General features: G+C 59.5%; 9 protein-coding genes and 1 tRNA gene. 6 read left to right on the plus strand and 4 right to left on the minus strand.

All coding sequences use genetic code 11. The features are described 5' to 3' along the window. The first annotated feature begins 399 nt into the window (after positions 1-399). The gene (locus PWG15_RS33865) at positions 400-765 is read left to right on the plus strand and encodes a VOC family protein (RefSeq protein WP_275027848.1); all 366 of its coding nucleotides are present in this window, start codon (positions 400-402) and stop codon (positions 763-765) included. 1,003 nt (positions 766-1,768) lie between these two features. Here the strand turns inward: PWG15_RS33865 and PWG15_RS33870 are convergent. Continuing rightward, positions 1,769-1,844, minus strand: a tRNA-Ile gene (locus PWG15_RS33870). Between the two features lie 483 nt (positions 1,845-2,327). Between PWG15_RS33870 and PWG15_RS33875 the strand changes: the two genes are divergently transcribed. The 4 genes from PWG15_RS33875 to PWG15_RS33890 all read left to right on the plus strand — a co-directional run bounded on the left by PWG15_RS33875 (position 2,328) and on the right by PWG15_RS33890 (position 8,694). After that, positions 2,328-2,999 carry a DUF938 domain-containing protein gene (locus PWG15_RS33875; protein WP_275027849.1) on the plus strand — a complete coding sequence of 224 codons (672 nt, stop codon included), beginning with the start codon at positions 2,328-2,330 and terminating at the stop codon, positions 2,997-2,999. 1,117 nt (positions 3,000-4,116) lie between these two features. Then, complete coding sequence (locus PWG15_RS33880) at positions 4,117-5,340, plus strand: hypothetical protein (RefSeq protein ID WP_275027850.1); 1,224 nt, start codon at positions 4,117-4,119, stop codon at positions 5,338-5,340. Between the two features lie 98 nt (positions 5,341-5,438). Then, the gene (locus PWG15_RS33885; RefSeq protein ID WP_275027851.1) at positions 5,439-7,157 is read left to right on the plus strand and encodes a type I secretion system permease/ATPase; all 1,719 of its coding nucleotides are present in this window, start codon (positions 5,439-5,441) and stop codon (positions 7,155-7,157) included. Position 7,158: 1 nt separating this feature from the next. Next, positions 7,159-8,694: an HlyD family type I secretion periplasmic adaptor subunit gene (locus tag PWG15_RS33890; RefSeq protein WP_275027852.1), complete on the plus strand. Its 1,536-nt coding sequence runs from the start codon at positions 7,159-7,161 to the stop codon at positions 8,692-8,694. Between the two features lie 221 nt (positions 8,695-8,915). Here the strand turns inward: PWG15_RS33890 and PWG15_RS33895 are convergent, their stop codons facing one another. The 3 genes from PWG15_RS33895 to PWG15_RS33905 form a co-directional block, all read right to left on the minus strand. Next, positions 8,916-10,247, minus strand: a complete 1,332-nt coding sequence (locus PWG15_RS33895; RefSeq protein WP_275027853.1) for an HlyD family type I secretion periplasmic adaptor subunit — start codon at positions 10,245-10,247, stop codon at positions 8,916-8,918. Continuing rightward, complete coding sequence (locus PWG15_RS33900) at positions 10,244-12,094, minus strand: type I secretion system permease/ATPase (RefSeq protein WP_275027854.1); 1,851 nt, start codon at positions 12,092-12,094, stop codon at positions 10,244-10,246. Before PWG15_RS33900 ends, PWG15_RS33895 begins: the two co-directional genes overlap by 4 nt. A 101-nt stretch (positions 12,095-12,195) precedes the next feature. Beyond that, positions 12,196-17,832 carry a beta strand repeat-containing protein gene (locus PWG15_RS33905; protein WP_275027856.1) on the minus strand — a complete coding sequence of 1,879 codons (5,637 nt, stop codon included), beginning with the start codon at positions 17,830-17,832 and terminating at the stop codon, positions 12,196-12,198. Positions 17,833-18,915: 1,083 nt separating this feature from the next. Here PWG15_RS33905 and PWG15_RS33910 point away from each other — a divergent pair. Continuing rightward, positions 18,916-20,625 (plus strand): peptide ABC transporter substrate-binding protein, encoded by a 1,710-nt coding sequence (locus tag PWG15_RS33910; RefSeq protein ID WP_275027857.1) that lies wholly within the window; start codon positions 18,916-18,918, stop codon positions 20,623-20,625. Positions 20,626-20,632: the final 7 nt, after the last annotated feature.

Consider the following 20,632-nt stretch of genomic DNA (forward strand, 5'->3'; position numbering starts at 1 on the left):
ATCCACCGGATGATCTCGCTTTTTTTCGGCCGTATGCTCGATGGACGCGACCTGCTTCTCTTCCATCACGGGCGCACGCAGGAGGGCCAACGGACGAGTCTCCGCTCTGGGCGTACTCCGGAGTCGTCTTGACGAGGCTGTTAGCGGCGCTTTCAGCCCATCTAGCTAGCTTTTAGCTAGCGGAGTGCAAAGACGAGGCAGTGCGCCCTGCTCTCGTCAGCCCGTGGAGCTTCTACTCATCGTGATCGTACAACAGAGATTGAGCGCGACGGGCGCCCCAACGAGCCGGCGGCCACAGACGAGAAGCCGCCATGCGAGCAAGGCATGAGACTGAGGGTTCAAGGTATCTGCCTGCCGGGTTTTGGTATAGATTAGAAATAGGACAGAGGGAGAACCTGAATGGTCTCCGTTCGATATATAGTCGCCGACGTTGATGAGGCGGTCGCGTTCTATCGAGACCAACTCAATTTCAACCTCGACAAACACAATCCGGGCAAATTCGCAGCGCTTGTGCGGGACGAACTGACGCTGTATCTCAGCGCCCCAGGCGCGGGAAGCGGTGGTCAAGCGGGCGGCAATCCGAAGCCAGGAGGGTGGAACCGGTTTATGATCGTCACGCATGAGCTCGATGCTCTGATCGAGCGGTTGCACCGGGTTGATGCAAAATTCCGCGGCGACATAAGCGATGGCGGCGCCGGTCGGGCCATTCTGCTCGAAGATCCGTCGGGCAACCCCATCGAACTGTTCGAGTTCAAAAAGGACTGAGCCCGGCCAATTCAGCCTCCAGGATGAAGCGCGATTGTGCAATCGACGCGGCAGAACTGAGGCCATCGGTCTGCCTGATCGATCAGCAAACCGGGCGCTACGATTGTCGGCAACGGGGCCTATCTTTGCGGCGGCACGTCGGCATGTCGGTCAGGACGCGTTGCTCCTGCGAACAATCTGATTTGCAGAGATCTTCCGTGGTCACAGCAAAAGGCTCATGTTTCTTTTTAATTCCCGCAGCCGGGAGGCCTTCTGCTGACCGGTGGCTTGGAGCGGTTACACAAACATGGGCTCACGATCTGCCCGGAACCTTCCGTCCGGGCACCCGGTTATTCTCACTGAAACGAGAGGAACTGGCTATGTTCAAGAAAATAGTGCGACCACCGAAGACAGTGGTCCCCAAAGAGCAGCCTGTATACCGTCCCGACGACACGGAAGCGCCGCGGGCGCCTGACGATCACGAACATCCCACGCGAGATACAAGGGAGACGCCGGCGCCGAATCCGAACGGCGAACATCGTGATCAGCGCGACAGAGGTGCACGCACCGAGCCTGTGACTTGAGCCCAGGCTGTGACGGCCTCATCGGGAATCCAGTGTTTATGCTTGGGGAGCGATCGCTTGGCATCGCTGCAATACCGGAGGGGCTGCGAAAAAGAGCGGTGGCTGAAGCGCTTGATGGGAGGCTCAAGCTGTTTGACGATCGTGTGGCAAATGTCTTGTTCGGCACCGGATAGAGGCAACACTTCGCGTGGGAACCTTTTCGCCCGCGAGACGTTCCCTGTTGTGATCCCGTGAACCCCCGCTTGGGATCAAGCCAGGCTTCACCAACATCGTCCAGGCCCCGCGCGCCTTCTTCGGCGCCCATGGCTTCGACCGTGACGATCCTTGTGAGGAAAAATTAGCTAGCAAATGGCTTTTTCGGACAGGTTTGGCGGCTGACCCGTCATTTTTGGAAAGGCGAGAATATGCTCGGAGCGTCTTAGAACATAGGAGAAGTTATATGGTGGGCCCGGCAGAATTCGAACCTGCAACCAATCGGTTATGAGCCGACGGCTGTAACCATTGAGCTACAGGCCCCACCAGAAAGGTTTCTAGGGACAGCAAACCGATTGATCAAGAACAGGACGCAATGGATATCGCGAACTCTAGCGCAACGGGCAACCCATCTTCCCCGTCCGCCCACCGGTTCGTCTCCCTTCAAGAAAGAGCCGGCCGCGTTTGATCTGGTCGGCAAGGTGGTGGCTCGCCAAGCGAACTTACTGTTCCGCCTAAAAAGTTTTGTGTTGGTTGGACTTATGATGACGGGGTCGACGGTTCAAGGCAAAGGATAGGGGCGATTTCTTAATTGGGGACCGAAAGGCGTCGGTCGACTTCCGTGCTGCGACTTTTGAAAGCAGACCTTGAGCCTGGCGAGGCGTGATCTGACGCGAGGTGGACGTTTGGTCGCCCTCGGCCGATCGTACACGGGCCGGCGCGCCGTTTGGAAGTCCGAAATCCTTGGTTTCAGTCCCATCACTTCAGCTATAAGGTGGGAGACATCGCTTAGAGGATTCAAGACCCATGCCCACGGAAAGGGAGGACCGTTCGCCTGTTGCGCTGGAACAGCGCGAGGTAAGCGCCGACCACCGCATGTTCTCGCCTTCCGTAGCGCGAAATGCGGCGCCGATCCTCGCGGTTCTAAAACGTGTCCTTCCAACACATGGGGCTGTGCTGGAGATTGGTTGCGGGACCGGCGAGCACGCCGTGTGTTTTGCGGGAGCAATGCCCAGCCTAACCTGGCAGCCGAGCGATCCGGATGCCGACGCCCGCGCCAGCACGTCCAGCTGGATCAAATTCGCAGGGCTGAAGAATGTGCTGGCACCGCGAGATATTGATGTGTGCTCAGAACAATGGGGCGTCGAACAAACGGGGCATTTTGACGCCATCGTGTCGATCAATATGATCCATATCGCGCCATGGGCCTCGAGCTTAGGATTGTTCGCAGGAGCTGGCCGTTTGCTTCGCGCTGGTGGGCTTCTTGTTCTCTACGGCCCATTCATGCGCGACGGCGCATACAACGCCCCCTCGAACGCTGCTTTCGACGCGGCTCTAAAGGAGCGAAATCCATCCTGGGGTTTGCGTGATATCGCTGATCTTGAACAAGTGGGGGAGGCCGCTGGACTTAATCTCCGCGAGACGATCGAGATGCCCACCAACAATATGTTGCTGGTCTTCTCCACCGGTAGTGCCTAAACGACAATGGTCCCAGACACCCGGAAGATGGCCGGACACAAAGGTGCCACAGTTGTTGGCGCCGGGAGTGGATCTCGACGTAGTCGGACGCTCGTTTAGAGTCTGCCGTCGGTAGGGGGCCTGCGCTTCGGGACACGATCTGGCAACGTAGACAATCCGATGTCGGCTTTCGGGTGATAAGAACTTCGGCTCAACGGCCAAGATGGCGGCGCAATGCTGTCGTTTGCAGACCTAGCGTGGATGCGCCTCACGGGCCGAACAGACTGTGCTTCCACGAGCCCTGCAAGCCCTATTGCTGTGATGTTCACTCTTTGGGGCAGTTTCTGGTCGCAGTGGCCGCCAGTCTGAAGGTAGCCGATTGCTACGCTAAATTGCGTCGCCGAACGATCTGACACGCACGAGCGCCGCGACTTGATGCTGGCGTGTTCCGGGACGTCGGAGAGCACGGTTGGTTCGAAGAAACTCCAAAGGGAGTGCTAGTACTGGACAACTGAGACGAGCGCCGCTGCGCCGAAAATGTCTCGTCATAAGATATTCGCGGGGGGCCTACGAAGGCGGGAGGGCGTCGAACAACTGCTCCCGACCGCTCAAGGTCATCGATGCTCTGTCGCCTATGCGCTTTGAAATTTGAAATAAATCCGAAGCACCCAAGAATGGTCAATTGCGCTGCTATTGGCGTGTGCTAATCCGCGGATATGCCAGACCAAACCACGGCGAGCGCCGGGCGACTCAATCAAAATTTAGGAGATGAGCAGCGGCCATCATCTGGGGATTGCGATCTACGTTGGGTTGAACTAGGTGCCAAGAGTTGGGGGCACTTGTCATCTGAAGACGCGGTAGGCCGCGGACAGCACCCTCATCGTGTGCTTGTGTCGGACATCCGTTAACTGTGATGGTTAGCCATCTGTTAAAAAAGGGATCGGAGCCAAGTGACAGTAGTCCGAATTCATGGCAATAGGCTTTGTGTGAAGTTGCTAATTAAGGATCGCCAATATCAGCTGCAAGCTGCATAAGCAGGTCGCAATTTAATAGATGAGGTTGGCAGTCCAAAATGCCACGCGAGCGGCGTTAAGCCACGTTCGCGTGGAGTTTAGAGGAAAAATGGGGGCCTTTAACATTGTCGACTTTTGATTACGCACATGAACTCAGTACGCCGCTTAACTCTAACCAGTCTATTCAGGGCACGCTGTCTTCGAAATACACCAACTGGGTGCAAGACCAGGTTCACGACGCCGCGGATGCGATCGCCTATCAGTGGTTTCAGGCGCATGGGGACCTCGACGCGGCCATTGCTATCCGTGACGCGCTCGAGGGCGGGCAGTTCTCCGTCGAGGACCTTTTCCTGTCGGCAAACGGAAAGTCTAGCCTCGGTTCCAACCTGGCGGGCGATCCGCATCCGAAGCTCGTGGTTGCCGGTCAGGTCATCGACCTCACCTCTTTCTTCAGCGGCACGCACGTTACGGAGTGGACCTCGGGCAACGCCAAGAACGTGCAGTACCACGCCCGCGAATATTACACGGACTTCCATGCGGACGATGCGCCGGCCAACTGGGATCACCCGGCGACGGAGAACCATCAGCCGACGGCCACGGCCATCCATGTGGACGTGACCGAGACGCAGTCGATATATAACGACGCTCATCAGATCACGAACCTCGCCCCCGATGTCGAGACCGTCCAACTCATCAACGGCGTCGCCAGCGATGTGGACGGAGATGTGCTGCACATCGTGGACGGCAGCGTGGTCTGGGACGGCGGTGTAAACTTACCCTCCTACATCACGGTCGTTGGGGATACGATCGCGATCGACAAGAACAGCCGTGAGCTCGACGAGCTCCTGAATGGTGGGGTTAAGGAGATCAAGCTCACCTACCAGATTACCGACGGCCATACCGACCCGATCACCAACACGGTAGCGATCGATATTACCGGCACGGCCGATCAATATCATGTGGAGGGCGAAGGCTCCGTTTCCGCTACTCACTACCGCTCGGATTCGACTACTGGCGGCGGAAATATCAACGGCAACGTCCTGTCCTTCGCCAATCCGCTTCCGAGTGACGCCTTCGATTTCCATTTCGGTGGAACCCTGAAGGCACAGTCGGCAGGCCTGACAGGCAACGAAAATGGTGGCGTGAGTGATAATACTGCAGGGGTCGACTGGACCAGCGGGGCTATCAATCTGGATGCAACGCATCAGTCGGGGCAGGCGAACCTGACCTCGACCGCGTTGAACGATCACCAGGTTGATTACAATGTTCACTTCAACGGCCAGGCGGATCCTAGTGACTCGATAAAAGTGACGCTCGATTACCAGTACGACTACTGGCACATGGCCTGAGCGAGGTCTTTAGCGGGCTTTGACAAGGGGCGTGTCTGCGCCCCTTGTTGCAAGTCCCGAAAGTTCAGCCAGCGGGGGCGGCCTGGGCCGGGCGAAGCGTGAGCGTCAAACCAAAATCCGAGGAATTGAATGCGGCCTTTTCGGCCTGCCGCCGCTACTTCGCGACGGCGGCGCTATTCAGCCTCGCCATCAACATCCTGTACCTGGCCTCGCCACTCTACATGTTGCAGGTCTACGACCGGGTCATCAACAGCGGCAGCGAAGTCACGCTGGTGATGCTGACGCTGGTTTTGCTTGTGGCACTGGGCGCGCTCGCTGCGCTCGACATGGTGCGCGCGCGCATTCTGTCGCGCGCCGGGGTTCGTCTGGACAGCCTGCTGGCGGGGCGCATCGTGGGCGCCACTTTCGACGGCGTATTGCGGCGCGGGCGCGCGGCGCATCCGCCGCTGCGCGACTTCGACACCTTCCGGCAATTCCTCACCGGGCCGGGCATCCATGCGCTGTTCGATCTGCCCTGGGCGCCGATCTATATCTTCGTCATCTTTCTGCTTCACCCATATCTGGGCGCTTTCGCCCTGTGCTGCGCGCTCCTGCTGGTCGGGATGACGGTGGCCAACGAATGGCTGGTGCGCCAGCCGATGGTCGATGCCAACGAGGCGGCGTCGCGAAGCTACAATTTCACCGAGGCCAGCCTGCGCAACGCCGAGGTGATCCAGGCCATGGGCATGTTGCCCGGCCTTCTGCTGCGTTGGCGGCGCGACCGCAACAGGATGATCGACCGTCAGCAGCTCGCCAGCGACCGCTCCGCGGCGGCGTCGAGCCTGATACGGTTCCTGCGATTGACGATGCAGTCCCTCATTCTGGGCGTTGGCGCCTATTTGGTCATCGAACGCATGGCGACCAGCGGTGCGATGTTCGCGGCCTCCATCATGCTAGGGCGCGCCTTGCAGCCGGTGGAACAGATGGTCGGTTCGTGGCGCAACCTCGTATCGGCGAGCAGCGCCTATGAGCGCATCAAGCTTATGCTCCTGAATAATCCGGTGCAGGAGCAGAATTTGAGCCTGCCGCGCCCGGAAGGACACCTGGCGCTGGAAGCGGTGGGTTTCGCGTTGCCGGGCAACGGCAAACCCATCCTGCGCGGCATCAGCTTCGGCATCGGCGCCGGCGAGGTGCTGGGCATAGTCGGCCCCTCGGGCGCTGGCAAGTCGACGTTGGCCCGCCTTATCATCGGGGTCACGGCGCCCTCCGCGGGCGTTGTGCGATTGGACGGCGCCGACGTTTCCGTTTGGCCTCGCGCCTTGCTCGGCCGCCATCTCGGCTATCTTCCGCAAGATATCGAACTGTTCGCCGACAGCGTCGCCGCCAACATCAGCCGCTTCCGTCGCGAGGGGGACATGCGGGTCATCGAAGCCGCCAGGCTTGCCGGCGTGCATGACATCATCCTGCGCCTGCCGAAGGGCTACGACACCAATCTGGGGGAGGGCGGGGCTGTGCTTTCCGGCGGCGTGCGCCAGCGCATCGCCCTGGCGCGCGCCGTTTATGGCAATCCCAGCCTCGTTCTTCTCGATGAGCCGAGTTCGAACCTGGATGCGGACGGCGACGCCGCGCTTCTTGCCTGCATTGCGGAGCTGAAGCGGCGCGGGACTACCGTTGTCATGGTGACCCACCGGCCCAACACCTTGTCAGTGGTGGACACCTTGCTGGTGCTGAAAGACGGCATGGTGGAGGCCATTGGGCCAAGGCAGGAGGTGATGGCTCGGCTGGTGCGCCCGACCGTGCCCAATGCCTTGCAGGACGGCAACAAGCGGGGGGCATGAAGTGACGCCGACCAATGTCAGCACTTTGAAATCGCTTCTGGGCCGCCTTGACGGCCGGCCGCGGCCGGCTGTGGCCGATGCCGTGCGGACGGCGCCTCTGCAGGAGAGGGCCCAGCAGGCCGGACCGGTTCGTGCGATACCGGTGGTGCGGGCGGCCACTTCGCAACCGGACACTCACCGCATGCGCGTCCAGCATGTGGAGGTTGGCGCGGCGGGCGACGACGGCCAAGACGGGAACGAACCGCCGCCGTCCGACTCGATCCGCCAGCTGTCGCTGTGCGGCTGGACCATCATCTTCTTGTTCTTCGGCGTGCTGGGCGGATGGGCCTTGTTCGCTCCACTGCGTGGCGCGGTGGTGGCCAACGGTGTCGTCAAGGTGGAGGGAAACCGCAAGAGCGTCCAGCATCTGGACGGCGGCATCGTCAAGAGACTGTCAGTGAAGGAAGGCGACCACGTAAACGCGGGCGACCTTCTTTTAACGCTCGACGATAGCCAGGCGCGCGCCGAGTTCCAGGTGCTGCGGCAACAGCTGTATGTGCTGCGGGCCACTGGTGCGCGCTTGAAGGCGGAACTCGCGCGCGCGGACGGCCTTGTCATGCCCGCAAATTTGAAGGTCGCGCAGAAACTCGACGCGGAAGTGACCGATATCTGGAACGGGCAGGTGCAGCAGTTCGAAAGCCGACAGGCAGCACTTGAAGGGCAGCGCAGCGTTTTGCGGGCGCGTATCGCGCAATATGAAGCCCAGATCGACGGTAGTGAGGCGCAGGTCAACGCTTACCGGGCGCAGCTCCTGTCCGTCCGCGAAGAGCTGAAAAGCATCGACCCGCTCGTCAAGAAAGGATTGACCTCGAAACCCCGCCAGCTCCAGCTCGAACGCACCGGCGCCCAGCTCGAAGGCGAGGTAGCGGATATGATTTCCGCGACAGCAAAAGCGCGCCAGGCCATTGCCGAGCAAAATCAGCAGATCGTGCAACTGGACAACGAACGGTTCTCCGACGCCTCGAAGGAGTTGGAAGCCACGCAGGCCAAGGAATTGGAAATCCTGTCGCGCCTGGACAATGCCAAGGCCGTGTTCGCGCGAACCGAAATTCGGGCGCCCTATTCTGGGCAGGTGGTCGGGTTGACCGTGTTTTCCGTCGGCGGCGTAATCATGCGCGGAGAGAAGATCCTCGATCTGGTACCGGACCGGGATTCGCTGGTGATCGACGCTCAGATCGCAGTTGACGAAATCAGCGATGTCCATCCCGACATGCTGGCTGAGGTTCACCTGACGGCCTACAAGCAACGCATAACGCCTATGGTGCAGGGCCGCGTCGTCAATGTCTCGGCCGACAGGCTGGTGGATAACCGGACAAACGCGCCATACTATGTCGCGGAGATCAGAATAGACCAGAACCAGCTTTCCGAACTTCCGCAGGTCAAATTGTATCCGGGCATGCCGGCGAATGTGATCATCCCGACCGTCGAGCGCACGGCGTTCGAATATATCGTCGGCCCGTTGACCATGACGTTCAACAAGGCGTTCAGGCAAAAATAGGTTTCAGACAATCTCTTCCATATGAACCAGAACAGTCTGCAGCATCATCAACGATTTTCGCGTGAGCCTCGTCGAGATCATCTGAGATCGCCATGAAGGCGAAGCAATCGAGCGGCGCAGCGCGAGGAACAACATGTTTCTTGTGTCTGCCATTGAGCAGATTGTCGCTGGGGGCAATCTCGGGACGGGGTCACCGACGTTCGGCGACCTCAACCGGGGCCTTATTTCTCCCGCAACGCCCGGCGGAAGTTCTGCGTGATCGGCTCGGCCAAGTAGGCAAGCACGGTGCGAGCGCCTGTGCGGATCATTGCTTCGCTGGTCATGCCCGGTAACATTTTGCGGCCATCGAGTTTTGCGAGCTCGCCCCTGTCGATCAAAACCGTGGCGGCGAAATATGGCGCCCCGCTGCGCTCCTCTATCATACGGTCGGCCGAAACGATGTCCACGACGCCGTCGAGCGGCGGCAGGTTGTAGCGGGCAAAGGCCGGGAAGCTAATGCGCGCCGGTTGTCCCGGGGCGATCGTCTCGACATCTTCCGGTTTGACCATGGCTTCGACCACGAGCTGCTGTCCGAGCGGAACGACGGTCATCAACGTTTCCCCGGGTTTCACGACGCCTCCGGTTGTGTGGACCTTCAGGTCCATGACGATACCATCAACCGGTGCAGCGACGTTGGTGCGGGCAAGCACGTCGTTGGCGGAACGCTCCTGCTGTTTGAGGTCAAACAATTCCGCCTCCACTTTGCTCAACTCCTCGACCGCATCTTTCAACCGCACGGTGTCAAGGTTGAGTATCTGCGCGTCAATCTCGGACATGGCGCTTCTGGCACGCGCGATCGCCGCGACATTGGTGGCGCGCTCGCCCTCGATCTCGCGCTGTTGTCGTTTCAGCAGCAGGTTTCGCTCGCGGGTGGTCAGCGCCTTCTTGAGAAGAGTATCAAGATCCCTGGTTTCATCTTCGAGTGCCGCGATCTGCTTGTCCTCGGTCGCAACCAGTTTTTCAAGCCCCGTTATTTCCTCCGCGGCCTGGTGGCGGCGCTGCCCGAGAATAGTACGCCCGTCGTGCAGGTTGTGGCGCTTTGCCGCAAACACGTCACGCTGTGTGACGACTGCGTCCCTGGCGGCGGCCGAGGGGTGTGCGATTAACGCCGGATCAAAGTCTATCTCGGCTTTGTCGTCGCGCTCGGCCCTTAGCCGCGCTGCCAGCGCCTCACGCGTTGCGATCCGGTTTTGGACCAGATCCAGTTGCGCTTTGGCTTGGGTGTCGTCGAGGCGGATGAGAACTTTCCCGGCCTTCACGATGTCACCGTTGGCGGCATTCAACTCCGAGATGATGCCGCCTTCGAGATGCTGGATAAGCTTGCGGTCGCCAGCAACCTTGACAACACCCGGGGCCACTGCGGCGCTGTCCAACGGCGCCAGCGCGGCCCACCCCCCGGCGGCGCCGAAAAAGAGGACCATGATTGTGAAGCCCGCCCAGGTTATTCCCGCAAGCCGTAAAGGTATTGGCTGAGGCGCTGCGGGTGGCGGGGCGGGTAACGGGACAACGGTCATATCTGCTTCCGTTCCGACGATAGAGGAGTGCCTGTGTCCGCTCCGGAGACACTGCTGGTTACAAGGCCGGGGCTAAGTGACAGGTCGCGGACCGGAAACCGACGTGTCGAACCACCGCCGCTGTCCTGGTTCGCTGCTACCGTCGAAATCTGATTTATGCCGCTGCGTCGCGCGAGCTCAGCGAACACCGAGTCACGCGGACCGAAGAGGTCTTGTTGACCACGATTGAGGACCAATACCTTGTCGACCTTGTCCATGATGTTCGGTCGGTGGGCGATCAGGATAATCGTCGTACCGGCGGACTTGATTGATCCAAGCGCCGCGACCAATGCTTCCTCACCCTCGCGGTCGAGATTGGAGTTTGGTTCGTCCAGGATAATGAGTGCTGGATCGCCGTAAAGTGCCCTCGCTAGTCCGATGCGTTGACGTTGCCCGCCGGATAAGGCAGCGCCAGACTCACCGATCTCAGTGGCGTAGCCCTTCGGAAGTCCCTTAATCAGATCGTGGACGCCGGCCAATTGCGCGGCCTTGACGACATTCTTAAAGCTCGAGGCGTCCAGCTTTGCGAAACGGCAGATGTTTTCCGAGACCGTGCCGGCGAAGAGTTCAATATCCTGCGGCAAGTAACCGACATAATGACCCCTGTCCTCCGCTGCCCATTGGGCGACGTCCATGCCGTCAAGCAGCGCTCGTCCCCCTGAAGCGCGCCAGGCCCCCGCTAGTATCCGTGCCAGACTTGTCTTGCCGGCCGCACTCGGGCCGATCAACGCCATTACCTCGCCCTGCTTTAGCTGGAAACTGATGCCTTTGAGTATTGGTTCGCCTCCCTGGCGGGCGAGCGAAAGGTTGTCGGCCTCGAACCTACCTTTGGGGCGTGGCAGTGGCAGAGCTGGTGTGGCCTCAGGATACTGTCCGGCGACTGCAGTCAGGCGGCGGTAAGCGGCCCGGGCTCCAACAGTTGCTTTCCAGGTGCCGATCGCCTGCTCGACCGGGGATAATGCGCGTCCCATGAGGATCGAGGCAGAGATCATGATGCCGGGTGAGGCCTCATTACGAAGGACGAGATAAGCCCCAAGGCCTAGAATGGCCATTTGCAAGGCCAAGCGATGGCATCGGGCGATGGCCGCGATCACGCCGCCACGATTGGCTGCGAGAACCTGCCCTCGGTTAGCCTCGTCCTGCTGCGCCCTCCAATTCTCCAGCAGCGGCTTCAGCATGCCCATTGCCTGCACCACTTCCGCATTGCGGATCGTCGCTTCAGCCTGGATGTATGCGCGCGACTGGGCGCTTTGGGCTTCCGTCAGCGGCTTGCGGGTGATGAATTCGTTGAGAAATGCCAACGCGAAAAGAACGATCCCGCCGCCAAGCGCAAGCCAGCCAAGCCAAGGATGCATGAAGAATATGGCCCCGAAAAATAGCGGCGCCCAGGGCGCGTCAAGGAGCGGGAAGATGCTGGGGCTAGTGAAGAAATTGCGAACCTGTTCCAGGTCGCGCAACGGCCGCGCATTTACGTGGCCGGGCACTGAAGCAGAATATTCGACCGCTGCGGTCAAAAGCACCGGCGCCAACCGGGCATTCATCCAGGATCCGACTGTTGCAAGTAGACGCCCGCGCACGATTTCCAGCGCTGCCATCGTGGCAAGCGCTCCTGCCGCCATCAAGGACAGCATCCCCAGCGTTTCCAAACTGTGGCTGGACAGGACACGATGATAGACTTGGAGCATGTAGATCGCTCCGGTCAGCATCAGGACGTTGATGCCGGCACTGAACCAGATAAGCGGCCGAATGGCCCGGCTGGCTTCTTTCATGACTACTTGCAGGGCAGGGCGCTGTTGACTGGTTTTCATCTTCTATAACTCTGGTACGCGGAACAGAAGAAACACGACGGGACGGCATTCCGTGGGGCGTGACGGGGGCAAGCTTGGCTGCCCCCGCCCGAGGGGAAGCGTCAGGTGACGTCCACGTTCACCAGAATATGCTGCGTCGCTGTCGTATCGCCGTCGGCGTCGGCGACCTGGAAGGCGAAGTCGAGGTTGGCAGGGATCGTGCCCGACGTGTTTTGAACGAAGCCGATGTCCACGATCTTCAACACGTCGTTGTCGCCGATGGGCTGACCCTTGGAGTTGAGATTATTGTCCCAAGTCTGGGTTCCGGATGAGAACCCATTAGCCCCGGTAACGCCATTGAAGTTGATAGCGCTGCCGGTCAACCCGTTGCCCGACTGCATGATCTGTACCCCCTGTATCTGCCACTTCTTGCCGGCATCGAGGTTGTAGTCATTGCTCTCGATGATCACGAGCCCATCGTTGTTGTCCAACGAGAACTCGGTGCTGTAGGGGAAGGGGACATTGGCATTACCCTTGATGATATCGATGTTGTCCACCCTGATCGCCCTGGTGGTTTCGGTGTCGGCATTTAGGCCGGTTCCACCAACCTTGCCGTCAGCGCCGTAGTCGATCAGATTGAGGATCATCATAAGATCCTCACTGGTGCCGATGCCGTCGAACTTCAGAACCACACCGCTGGCCGTTTGGTCCGGATCGGTTGCCTCGGTTGCAATGCCGACGTTGTGGTCGAAGAAGCGCAAGGTCAAAACCTCGCCAAGCTGGATGGTGTCGCCGGCCACCCCATTGGTGGTTTGCGTTGCGGACACCCAGTCCGGATGGTTGTTCGCGACAAAGTCACCATTATCGAAGGCTTTGTCACTGCTGTTGGTGTCCGCGCCCGTCGTGTTAAACGAGAAGCCAACCTGAGACGTGGTCGAGTTCGCCGTGAATTGCACGAAGAGCGGATCGGGATCGTTGTTCGGCGTCAGCCGCTCGGTGACGATGTTCGGGTGACCGGAGTTGCTAGTCGGCTCCTTCGACACCAACTCCGCAGTGTGCAGAACATCAAAGCTAAACCCGTCGATTATGTCCGTCAGGGTGAAGGTATAGGTGTCTGCCACCTTATCAAAGACGAGCGTGCCGGCAGCCGTGGAGTCCTGCACACCGGCCGTGATCGGGTCCTTGTCGTAGTGGAATGAGAAATTGAAGGTGGCGGAGGTATCGGTCTCACCCGTAAGTGTTGCGACGGCGTTGGTGATGTTCGGATTCTGCGCGTTATCGACCGTGCCGGTGAGCCCAATCTGAATGCCACCCAAAGCACCGTTAGCATCGACGAAGTCGCTGATGCCCGCCGTATACTCCGCGGCTGTGTGCTTATCCGTCATATCGTAGCCAAAGACGCCGCTCGCGGTTGCCTGCGCAACATTGTTGAGATGCTCCGGCGTTTGAATGCCAGCCGTGCCGGGGTCGGCATCGAACGGCTTCGTAATTGTCGGATCGGTGTCGTTGAAGGTGAGCGACAGAGCGGCACTGGTGCTTTGCTTGACTATGGCATCCTGGTCGCCGTCCGTCGTCGTGACCGTGGCCACGACCTTGATCAGGCCGTTGAGGTCGAGGGTATTGTCCTCGCCGGCACCTTGCGAGTTATCGTGCTCCAGGGCAACCAGAGACGTCAGGGTCACGGTGGTGCCGGACAGCGTTACCGTGAATGCGGTCGCATCGAGCGAACCATTGCCGTCGCTGTCGTACTTGCCCGAGATCGAGGTGGCCGAGTCAGCCACCAGCGTGATGGCGTGGTTGCCGTCGGTCGTTTGCAGCCCGGTGGCAGTCGGGCCCGTCAAGGTCAAAGCGTAGTCCACACTCGTCGTCTTGCCGTCGACCGCGCTGGCGTCGAAGGTCGGCGCCGTGATCGTTGCCTGGTTCTGTCCGCCGGCACCACTGGCCTCATCGACCGCGGCGGCAGCAACCACAGGGGCAGCGGTGATCGAAAGCGTCGGATCGGTGTCGTTGAAGGTGAGCGACAGAGCGGCACTGGTGCTTTGCTTGACTATGGCATCCTGGTCGCCGTCCGTCGTCGTGACCGTGGCCACGACCTTGATCAGGCCGTTGAGGTCGAGGGTATTGTCCTCGCCGGCACCTTGCGAGTTATCGTGCTCCAGGGCAACCAGAGACGTCAGGGTCACGGTGGTGCCGGACAGCGTTACCGTGAATGCGGTCGCATCGAGCGAACCATTGCCGTCGCTGTCGTACTTGCCCGAGATCGAGGTGGCCGAGTCAGCCACCAGCGTGATGGCGTGGTTGCCGTCGGTCGTTTGCAGCCCGGTGGCAGTCGGGCCCGTCAAGGTCAAAGCGTAGTCCACACTCGTCGTCTTGCCGTCGACCGCGCTGGCGTCGAAGGTCGGCGCCGTGATCGTTGCCTGGTTCTGTCCGCCGGCACCACTGGCCTCATCGACCGCGGCGGCAGCAACCACAGGGGCAGCGGTGATCGAAAGCGTCGGATCGGTGTCGTTGAAGGTGAGCGACAGAGCGGCACTGGTGCTTTGCTTGACTATGGCATCCTGGTCGCCGTCCGTCGTCGTGACCGTGGCCACGACCTTGATCAGGCCGTTGAGGTCGAGGGTATTGTCCTCGCCGGCACCTTGCGAGTTATCGTGCTCCAGGGCAACCAGAGACGTCAGGGTCACGGTGGTGCCGGACAGCGTTACCGTGAATGCGGTCGCATCGAGCGAACCATTGCCGTCGCTGTCGTACTTGCCCGAGATCGAGGTGGCCGAGTCAGCCACCAGCGTGATGGCGTGGTTGCCGTCGGTCGTTTGCAGCCCGGTGGCAGTCGGGCCCGTCAAGGTCAAAGCGTAGTCCACACTCGTCGTCTTGCCGTCGACCGCGCTGGCGTCGAAGGTCGGCGCCGTGATCGTTGCCTGGTTCTGTCCGCCGGCACCACTGGCCTCATCGACCGCGGCGGCAGCAACCACAGGGGCAGCGGTGATCGAAAGCGTCGGATCGGTGTCGTTGAAGGTGAGCGACAGAGCGGCACTGGTGCTTTGCTTGACTATGGCATCCTGGTCGCCGTCCGTCGTCGTGACCGTGGCCACGACCTTGATCAGGCCGTTGAGGTCGAGGGTATTGTCCTCGCCGGCACCTTGCGAGTTATCGTGCTCCAGGGCAACCAGAGACGTCAGGGTCACGGTGGTGCCGGACAGCGTTACCGTGAATGCGGTCGCATCGAGCGAACCATTGCCGTCGCTGTCGTACTTGCCCGAGATCGAGGTGGCCGAGTCAGCCACCAGCGTGATGGCGTGGTTGCCGTCGGTCGTTTGCAGCCCGGTGGCAGTCGGGCCCGTCAAGGTCAAAGCGTAGTCCACACTCGTCGTCTTGCCGTCGACCGCGCTGGCGTCGAAGGTCGGCGCCGTGATCGTTGCCTGGTTCTGTCCGCCGGCACCACTGGCCTCATCGACCGCGGCGGCAGCAACCACAGGGGCAGCGGTGATCGAAAGCGTCGGATCGGTGTCGTTGAAGGTGAGCGACAGAGCGGCACTGGTGCTTTGCTTGACTATGGCATCCTGGTCGCCGTCCGTCGTCGTGACCGTGGCCACGACCTTGATCAGGCCGTTGAGGTCGAGGGTATTGTCCTCGCCGGCACCTTGCGAGTTATCGTGCTCCAGGGCAACCAGAGACGTCAGGGTCACGGTGGTGCCGGACAGCGTTACCGTGAATGCGGTCGCATCGAGCGAACCATTGCCGTCGCTGTCGTACTTGCCCGAGATCGAGGTGGCCGAGTCAGCCACCAGCGTGATGGCGTGGTTGCCGTCGGTCGTTTGCAGCCCGGTGGCAGTCGGGCCCGTCAAGGTCAAAGCGTAGTCCACACTCGTCGTCTTGCCGTCGACCGCGCTGGCGTCGAAGGTCGGCGCCGTGATCGTTGCCTGGTTCTGTCCGCCGGCACCACTGGCCTCATCGACCGCGGCGGCAGCAACCACAGGGGCAGCGGTGATCGAAAGCGTCGGATCGGTGTCGTTGAAGGTGAGCGACAGAGCGGCACTGGTGCTTTGCTTGACTATGGCATCCTGGTCGCCGTCCGTCGTCGTGACCGTGGCCACGACCTTGATCAGGCCGTTGAGGTCGAGGGTATTGTCCTCGCCGGCACCTTGCGAGTTATCGTGCTCCAGGGCAACCAGAGACGTCAGGGTCACGGTGGTGCCGGACAGCGTTACCGTGAATGCGGTCGCATCGAGCGAACCATTGCCGTCGCTGTCGTACTTGCCCGAGATCGAGGTGGCCGAGTCAGCCACCAGCGTGATGGCGTGGTTGCCGTCGGTCGTTTGCAGCCCGGTGGCAGTCGGGCCCGTCAAGGTCAAAGCGTAGTCCACACTCGTCGTCTTGCCGTCGACCGCGCTGGCGTCGAAGGTCGGCGCCGTGATCGTTGCCTGGCTTTGTCCGCCGGCACCACTGGCCTCATCGACCGCGGCGGCAGCAACCACAGGGGCAGCGGTGATCGAAAGCAAGGGGCCCGAGTCATCGAAATTGATGAAGGAGCCGACCTGTTCGGTGTAGGCATTTGAGGTTTGCGATGTGAAATGGAATTCGGTGATGTCGCAACCTTCGTTAGCGTCGACCCCCGTAACCGTCAGCCGATCCATCTGTGTGGCTGTCGTGATATCGACGGTCGTGACGTTATCCAACCCGCGGATAGTGACCGCATTGCCCGTACCGGTAAGGCCCGAGATAATGACGTTGCCGCTCCCCGTGGCATAGGTACCATCGGCGGTGATAGTCGTGGCGAACCCGGACACACCGGTCAGCTTGATGCTCACGATGTCGACCGGGTTGGTCGCAGTGCCGTCGAAGAAATTCGACCCCTGCTCATTGCCGGTGTTATCGAAGGCTTTGATTGTGATGTCCACACGCAGGTTCGGATTGGAGGGTGTGATCTGGTTGATCGTAAACCCGGCCTGAGTGACATTGTTCAGGTGGCTGCCGTACTGGATTTGCGATCCGCTGCCGGCAGCGATATTGCTGCCGGTGACAAAATCCACCTGGACGGTTTCAGTGGGATTTATGCTTTGATTATCAACGCCGAACCCCTGTGTACTCACGTTAGCGGTGGCATTGGCCCCGTTCAGGAAGCCCGTCACGAGCAACTGCTTGGATGCATCAGTGGACGAGTTGATAACATAGAAGTCGTGATTACCTGGTGCTGCATTCTGCCCCAAGAAACTAAGCACGGTTGTTCCGGACACGGACGCAAAGACCTTGTCGGTGAGGTCGATCCGTTCGTCGATTTGGTCCGGGTCCGGATGGGACAACGCCACGTACTGGACCAGATAGAGGTCCGCTTTGGTGCTGCTAGTTGGATCAAGCCCAAAAGCGAAGGCAAGAGAACCATCGGCAGCCGGCGCGGCTGCGGGATCAGCTGTGCCAATGACACCAATTACGACGTTTGGATGCGTCGGATCCTGGAATAGCCAAACATAATTGCCATCGGCGGTAAGAATACCGCTGTTCACGCCCACAGTCGTGGAGAAGGGAGTCCCGGAGGCACTCTGTGTCAGAATGATCGAGTTGATGGTTTCCCCCGCACTTGCCGAGGCTTGTACGAAGTTGGCCTGGTAAGCGACTTCAGGTGAAATGAGTCCACCTGGGTCGTCGAGGCTTAGGAGATACACAAGCGTGGCGTTGGTGTTGGACGAAGAATCAATATCGTTGTCGGTAAGACCAGTGCTCTCGTCAACGATGATGTCTTGAGTCAAAATGTCCAGTGCCATCAAGAAATCCTCCGAGGAAATGAATTGTAAAAATAGTGATGCTCCGGACACTCAGAAGATAAGGCCGAATCCACGTCAGATACTGAAAATGTTCTTTGTGTAATCCCCATTGCATGTGTTTTCCGGTCGCCAATGTTTCTGTTCGACTTTGCGGCACATGCTCTAAATTCGGACGCTACGCCGCTTCCACAGACCCTTCAAGTAATCCTTAATAACTATCTGATATATCTATGGTTGCATAATATTAGTAAAGCCTTAAGTGTTGGCGGGCCTCCGCCTTGCGCCCTGTTCTGTTGACTCTGCAAGCATGCATTCCCTTCGCCGCATTCCAAAACGGTACCCGACCCGCTCCATTTCCCGGCAATCTGTGGCGGCCGCAAACTGTTCTTCTGTGAACCACAGTGGCATTCTCAAGCAATTGAAAGTGGGATGCTAAACTCATAGGTTGTGCTCGAGGATCAACTCGCAAAGGTATCTGTGTAGGACCTATTCCAGATTCCATCAGACTTAGGTCCTATACGCGCCGCTGCTCGGCGCCCAATCTCAGAACTTTCTGGTGCTGTCCATTCAGCTTCGATGTAACCCGAGGTGATTATTGCTAGCCCGCTTTCAGCGCACTGCCTGCTGAGAAGGCGGCGTCACTCTTTTCGTCATGATTGATCCTAGAGCCAGTCCAAGCTGCAATCGCATACGTGGCAAGTTTTCGATAGGGATTTGTGATGGAGGCCCAAGCTGCTCACCATCGGCGAATCTTCTTCCGTTCGCGTCCAATGCAGCCATTAACTTTTCCAGCCTCCTACGACCGAATGCAATGCTCGTCAGCTCCAACAACTGTGTCGCTGGGAACAGTATTCGGCGATCCCGTGGTGGCAGGCACGATCGGCTTCGCGGCACCGCCTTCGGGAAGGCGTTGCGCTCGTTCTCCACCGCAGCAATTTAACCGGGAACTATTGCCAAGAGCTCGCATCGGGGCCAAATTGCGCGATTGCTAATAATATAAAGGTGGAGCAGCCGATGCGAGACGCTTCACGGCGGGGGGTGGGGTTATCACATGAACTTAGCGCTAGAGGGGCGTTCTTCCTGATGATAATCGCGTTGCTGTTGGTGTGTATCCCGCAACGCGCAATGTCGACGGACTTGGACAGCGAAACGCTGAGACTGTTGTTGTGGCAGGCGCCGAGCACACTTAACCCTCATTTGGCGCCCGGTATCAAGGATCAGACCGCCAGTCGAATAGTCTATGAGCCGCTGGCGAGTTTTGACAGGGAAGGTAACCTGGTCCCCTTTTTGGCTGCCGAGATTCCATCCCGCGAGAACGGTCAGGTCGCTGCCAACGGCAGATCTGTGACGTGGAAGCTGAAACCGAACATCAAATGGTCGGACGGCGTTCCCTTCACAGCGAAGGATGTCCTGTTCACCTTTGCCTACATCACCAACGGAGACGTGGGTTCGTCGAGCAGCGGATCGTATAAGTCGGTCGAGAGGGTTGAGGCCCTCGACGAGTTGACGGTGAAGGTCACGTTCAAAAACGTCAATCCCGCGTGGTCGCTACCCTTTGTCGGTGTGCAGGGGATGATCATTCCGGAACATGTGTTCGCCGCATATAACAACAAAGACGCCACCAATGCTCCAGCCAATTTCGCGCCAATCGGAACCGGCCCCTACCGCCTCAAGGAATTCCGTACGCAAGATGTACTTCTTATCGGCGAAGACGTCGTCAACACGGTCAAGATCATCTTCGAGCCAAATCCCGAGTATCGCGACCGCGCCAGCTTGAGTTTCAAGGAGGTCACGCTCGAGGGCGGCGGCGATGCCAACACTGCAGCGAACGCGGTGTTGAGCGAAGGCATCATCGATTTTGCCTGGAACCTCCAAGTGGGCGAGGCTGAACTCCGCCGGCTCGAGGCCAAGGGAATCGGCAGGGTCGCTCTTTATTGGGGCTCCTATGTCGAGCGCGTGATGCTCAACTTCAGCGATCCCAGACACGAGACGGCCGATGGCGAACGCTCAAGCACGCAGTTTCCCCATCCGATCTTGACCGACAGGCGCGTTCGACAGGCGCTGGCTGTTGCGATTGACCGCGGGAAGATCGCCGAACTTTACGGGAGGAGCGGCCGTGCCGCGGCCAATCTTCTGGTCGCACCGGCTCCCTTCGCCTCGCAAAATACACGATGGGAATTCAATGCCGACAAGGCTCGCGCGCTGCTCGATGAGGCGGGCTGGCGCGACAGCGATGGCGACACCGTTCGGGACAAGGACGGCGTTCCGCTCACGTTGGTTTTCCAGACTTCGTTCAACTCGATGCGAGAGGCAACCCAGGACATCATCAAGGCAGATTTGGCCTCGGTCGGAGTCCGGATAGAAAACAAGCTGATCGATTCAAGCATCTTCCTGGGGGCGACTCCAGACAGCACCAACACAAGACGGCACTTTTATTCCGATTTGGAGGAATTTGCCTATGGAAACAAAGGTCCCGATCCCGGCAGTTACATGATCGGCTGGACCTGCGCTGAAGCCGCGCAGAAGACGAACAACTGGTCGGGATCGAATTGGGCCCGCTACTGCAATGCTGACTACGACGCGCTGTTCCGAGCGTCGGCAATCGAAATCGATCCGGAGAAACGACGCAGACTTTTCGTAGCGATGAATGACCATGTGATCAACGACGTCGCTGTCATTCCGCTCGTCGAGTGGGCCTACGTCTCGGGCCTTCGCAACGACATTGCCGGCTATGATCCGACGCCCTGGGACTCCGAAACCTGGAACATTGCGAGCTGGCACCGCGAGAAGTGATCCGCTG

This window comes from Ensifer adhaerens (genome assembly GCF_028993555.1).
GTDB classification, from domain to species: domain Bacteria; phylum Pseudomonadota; class Alphaproteobacteria; order Rhizobiales; family Rhizobiaceae; genus Ensifer; species Ensifer adhaerens_I.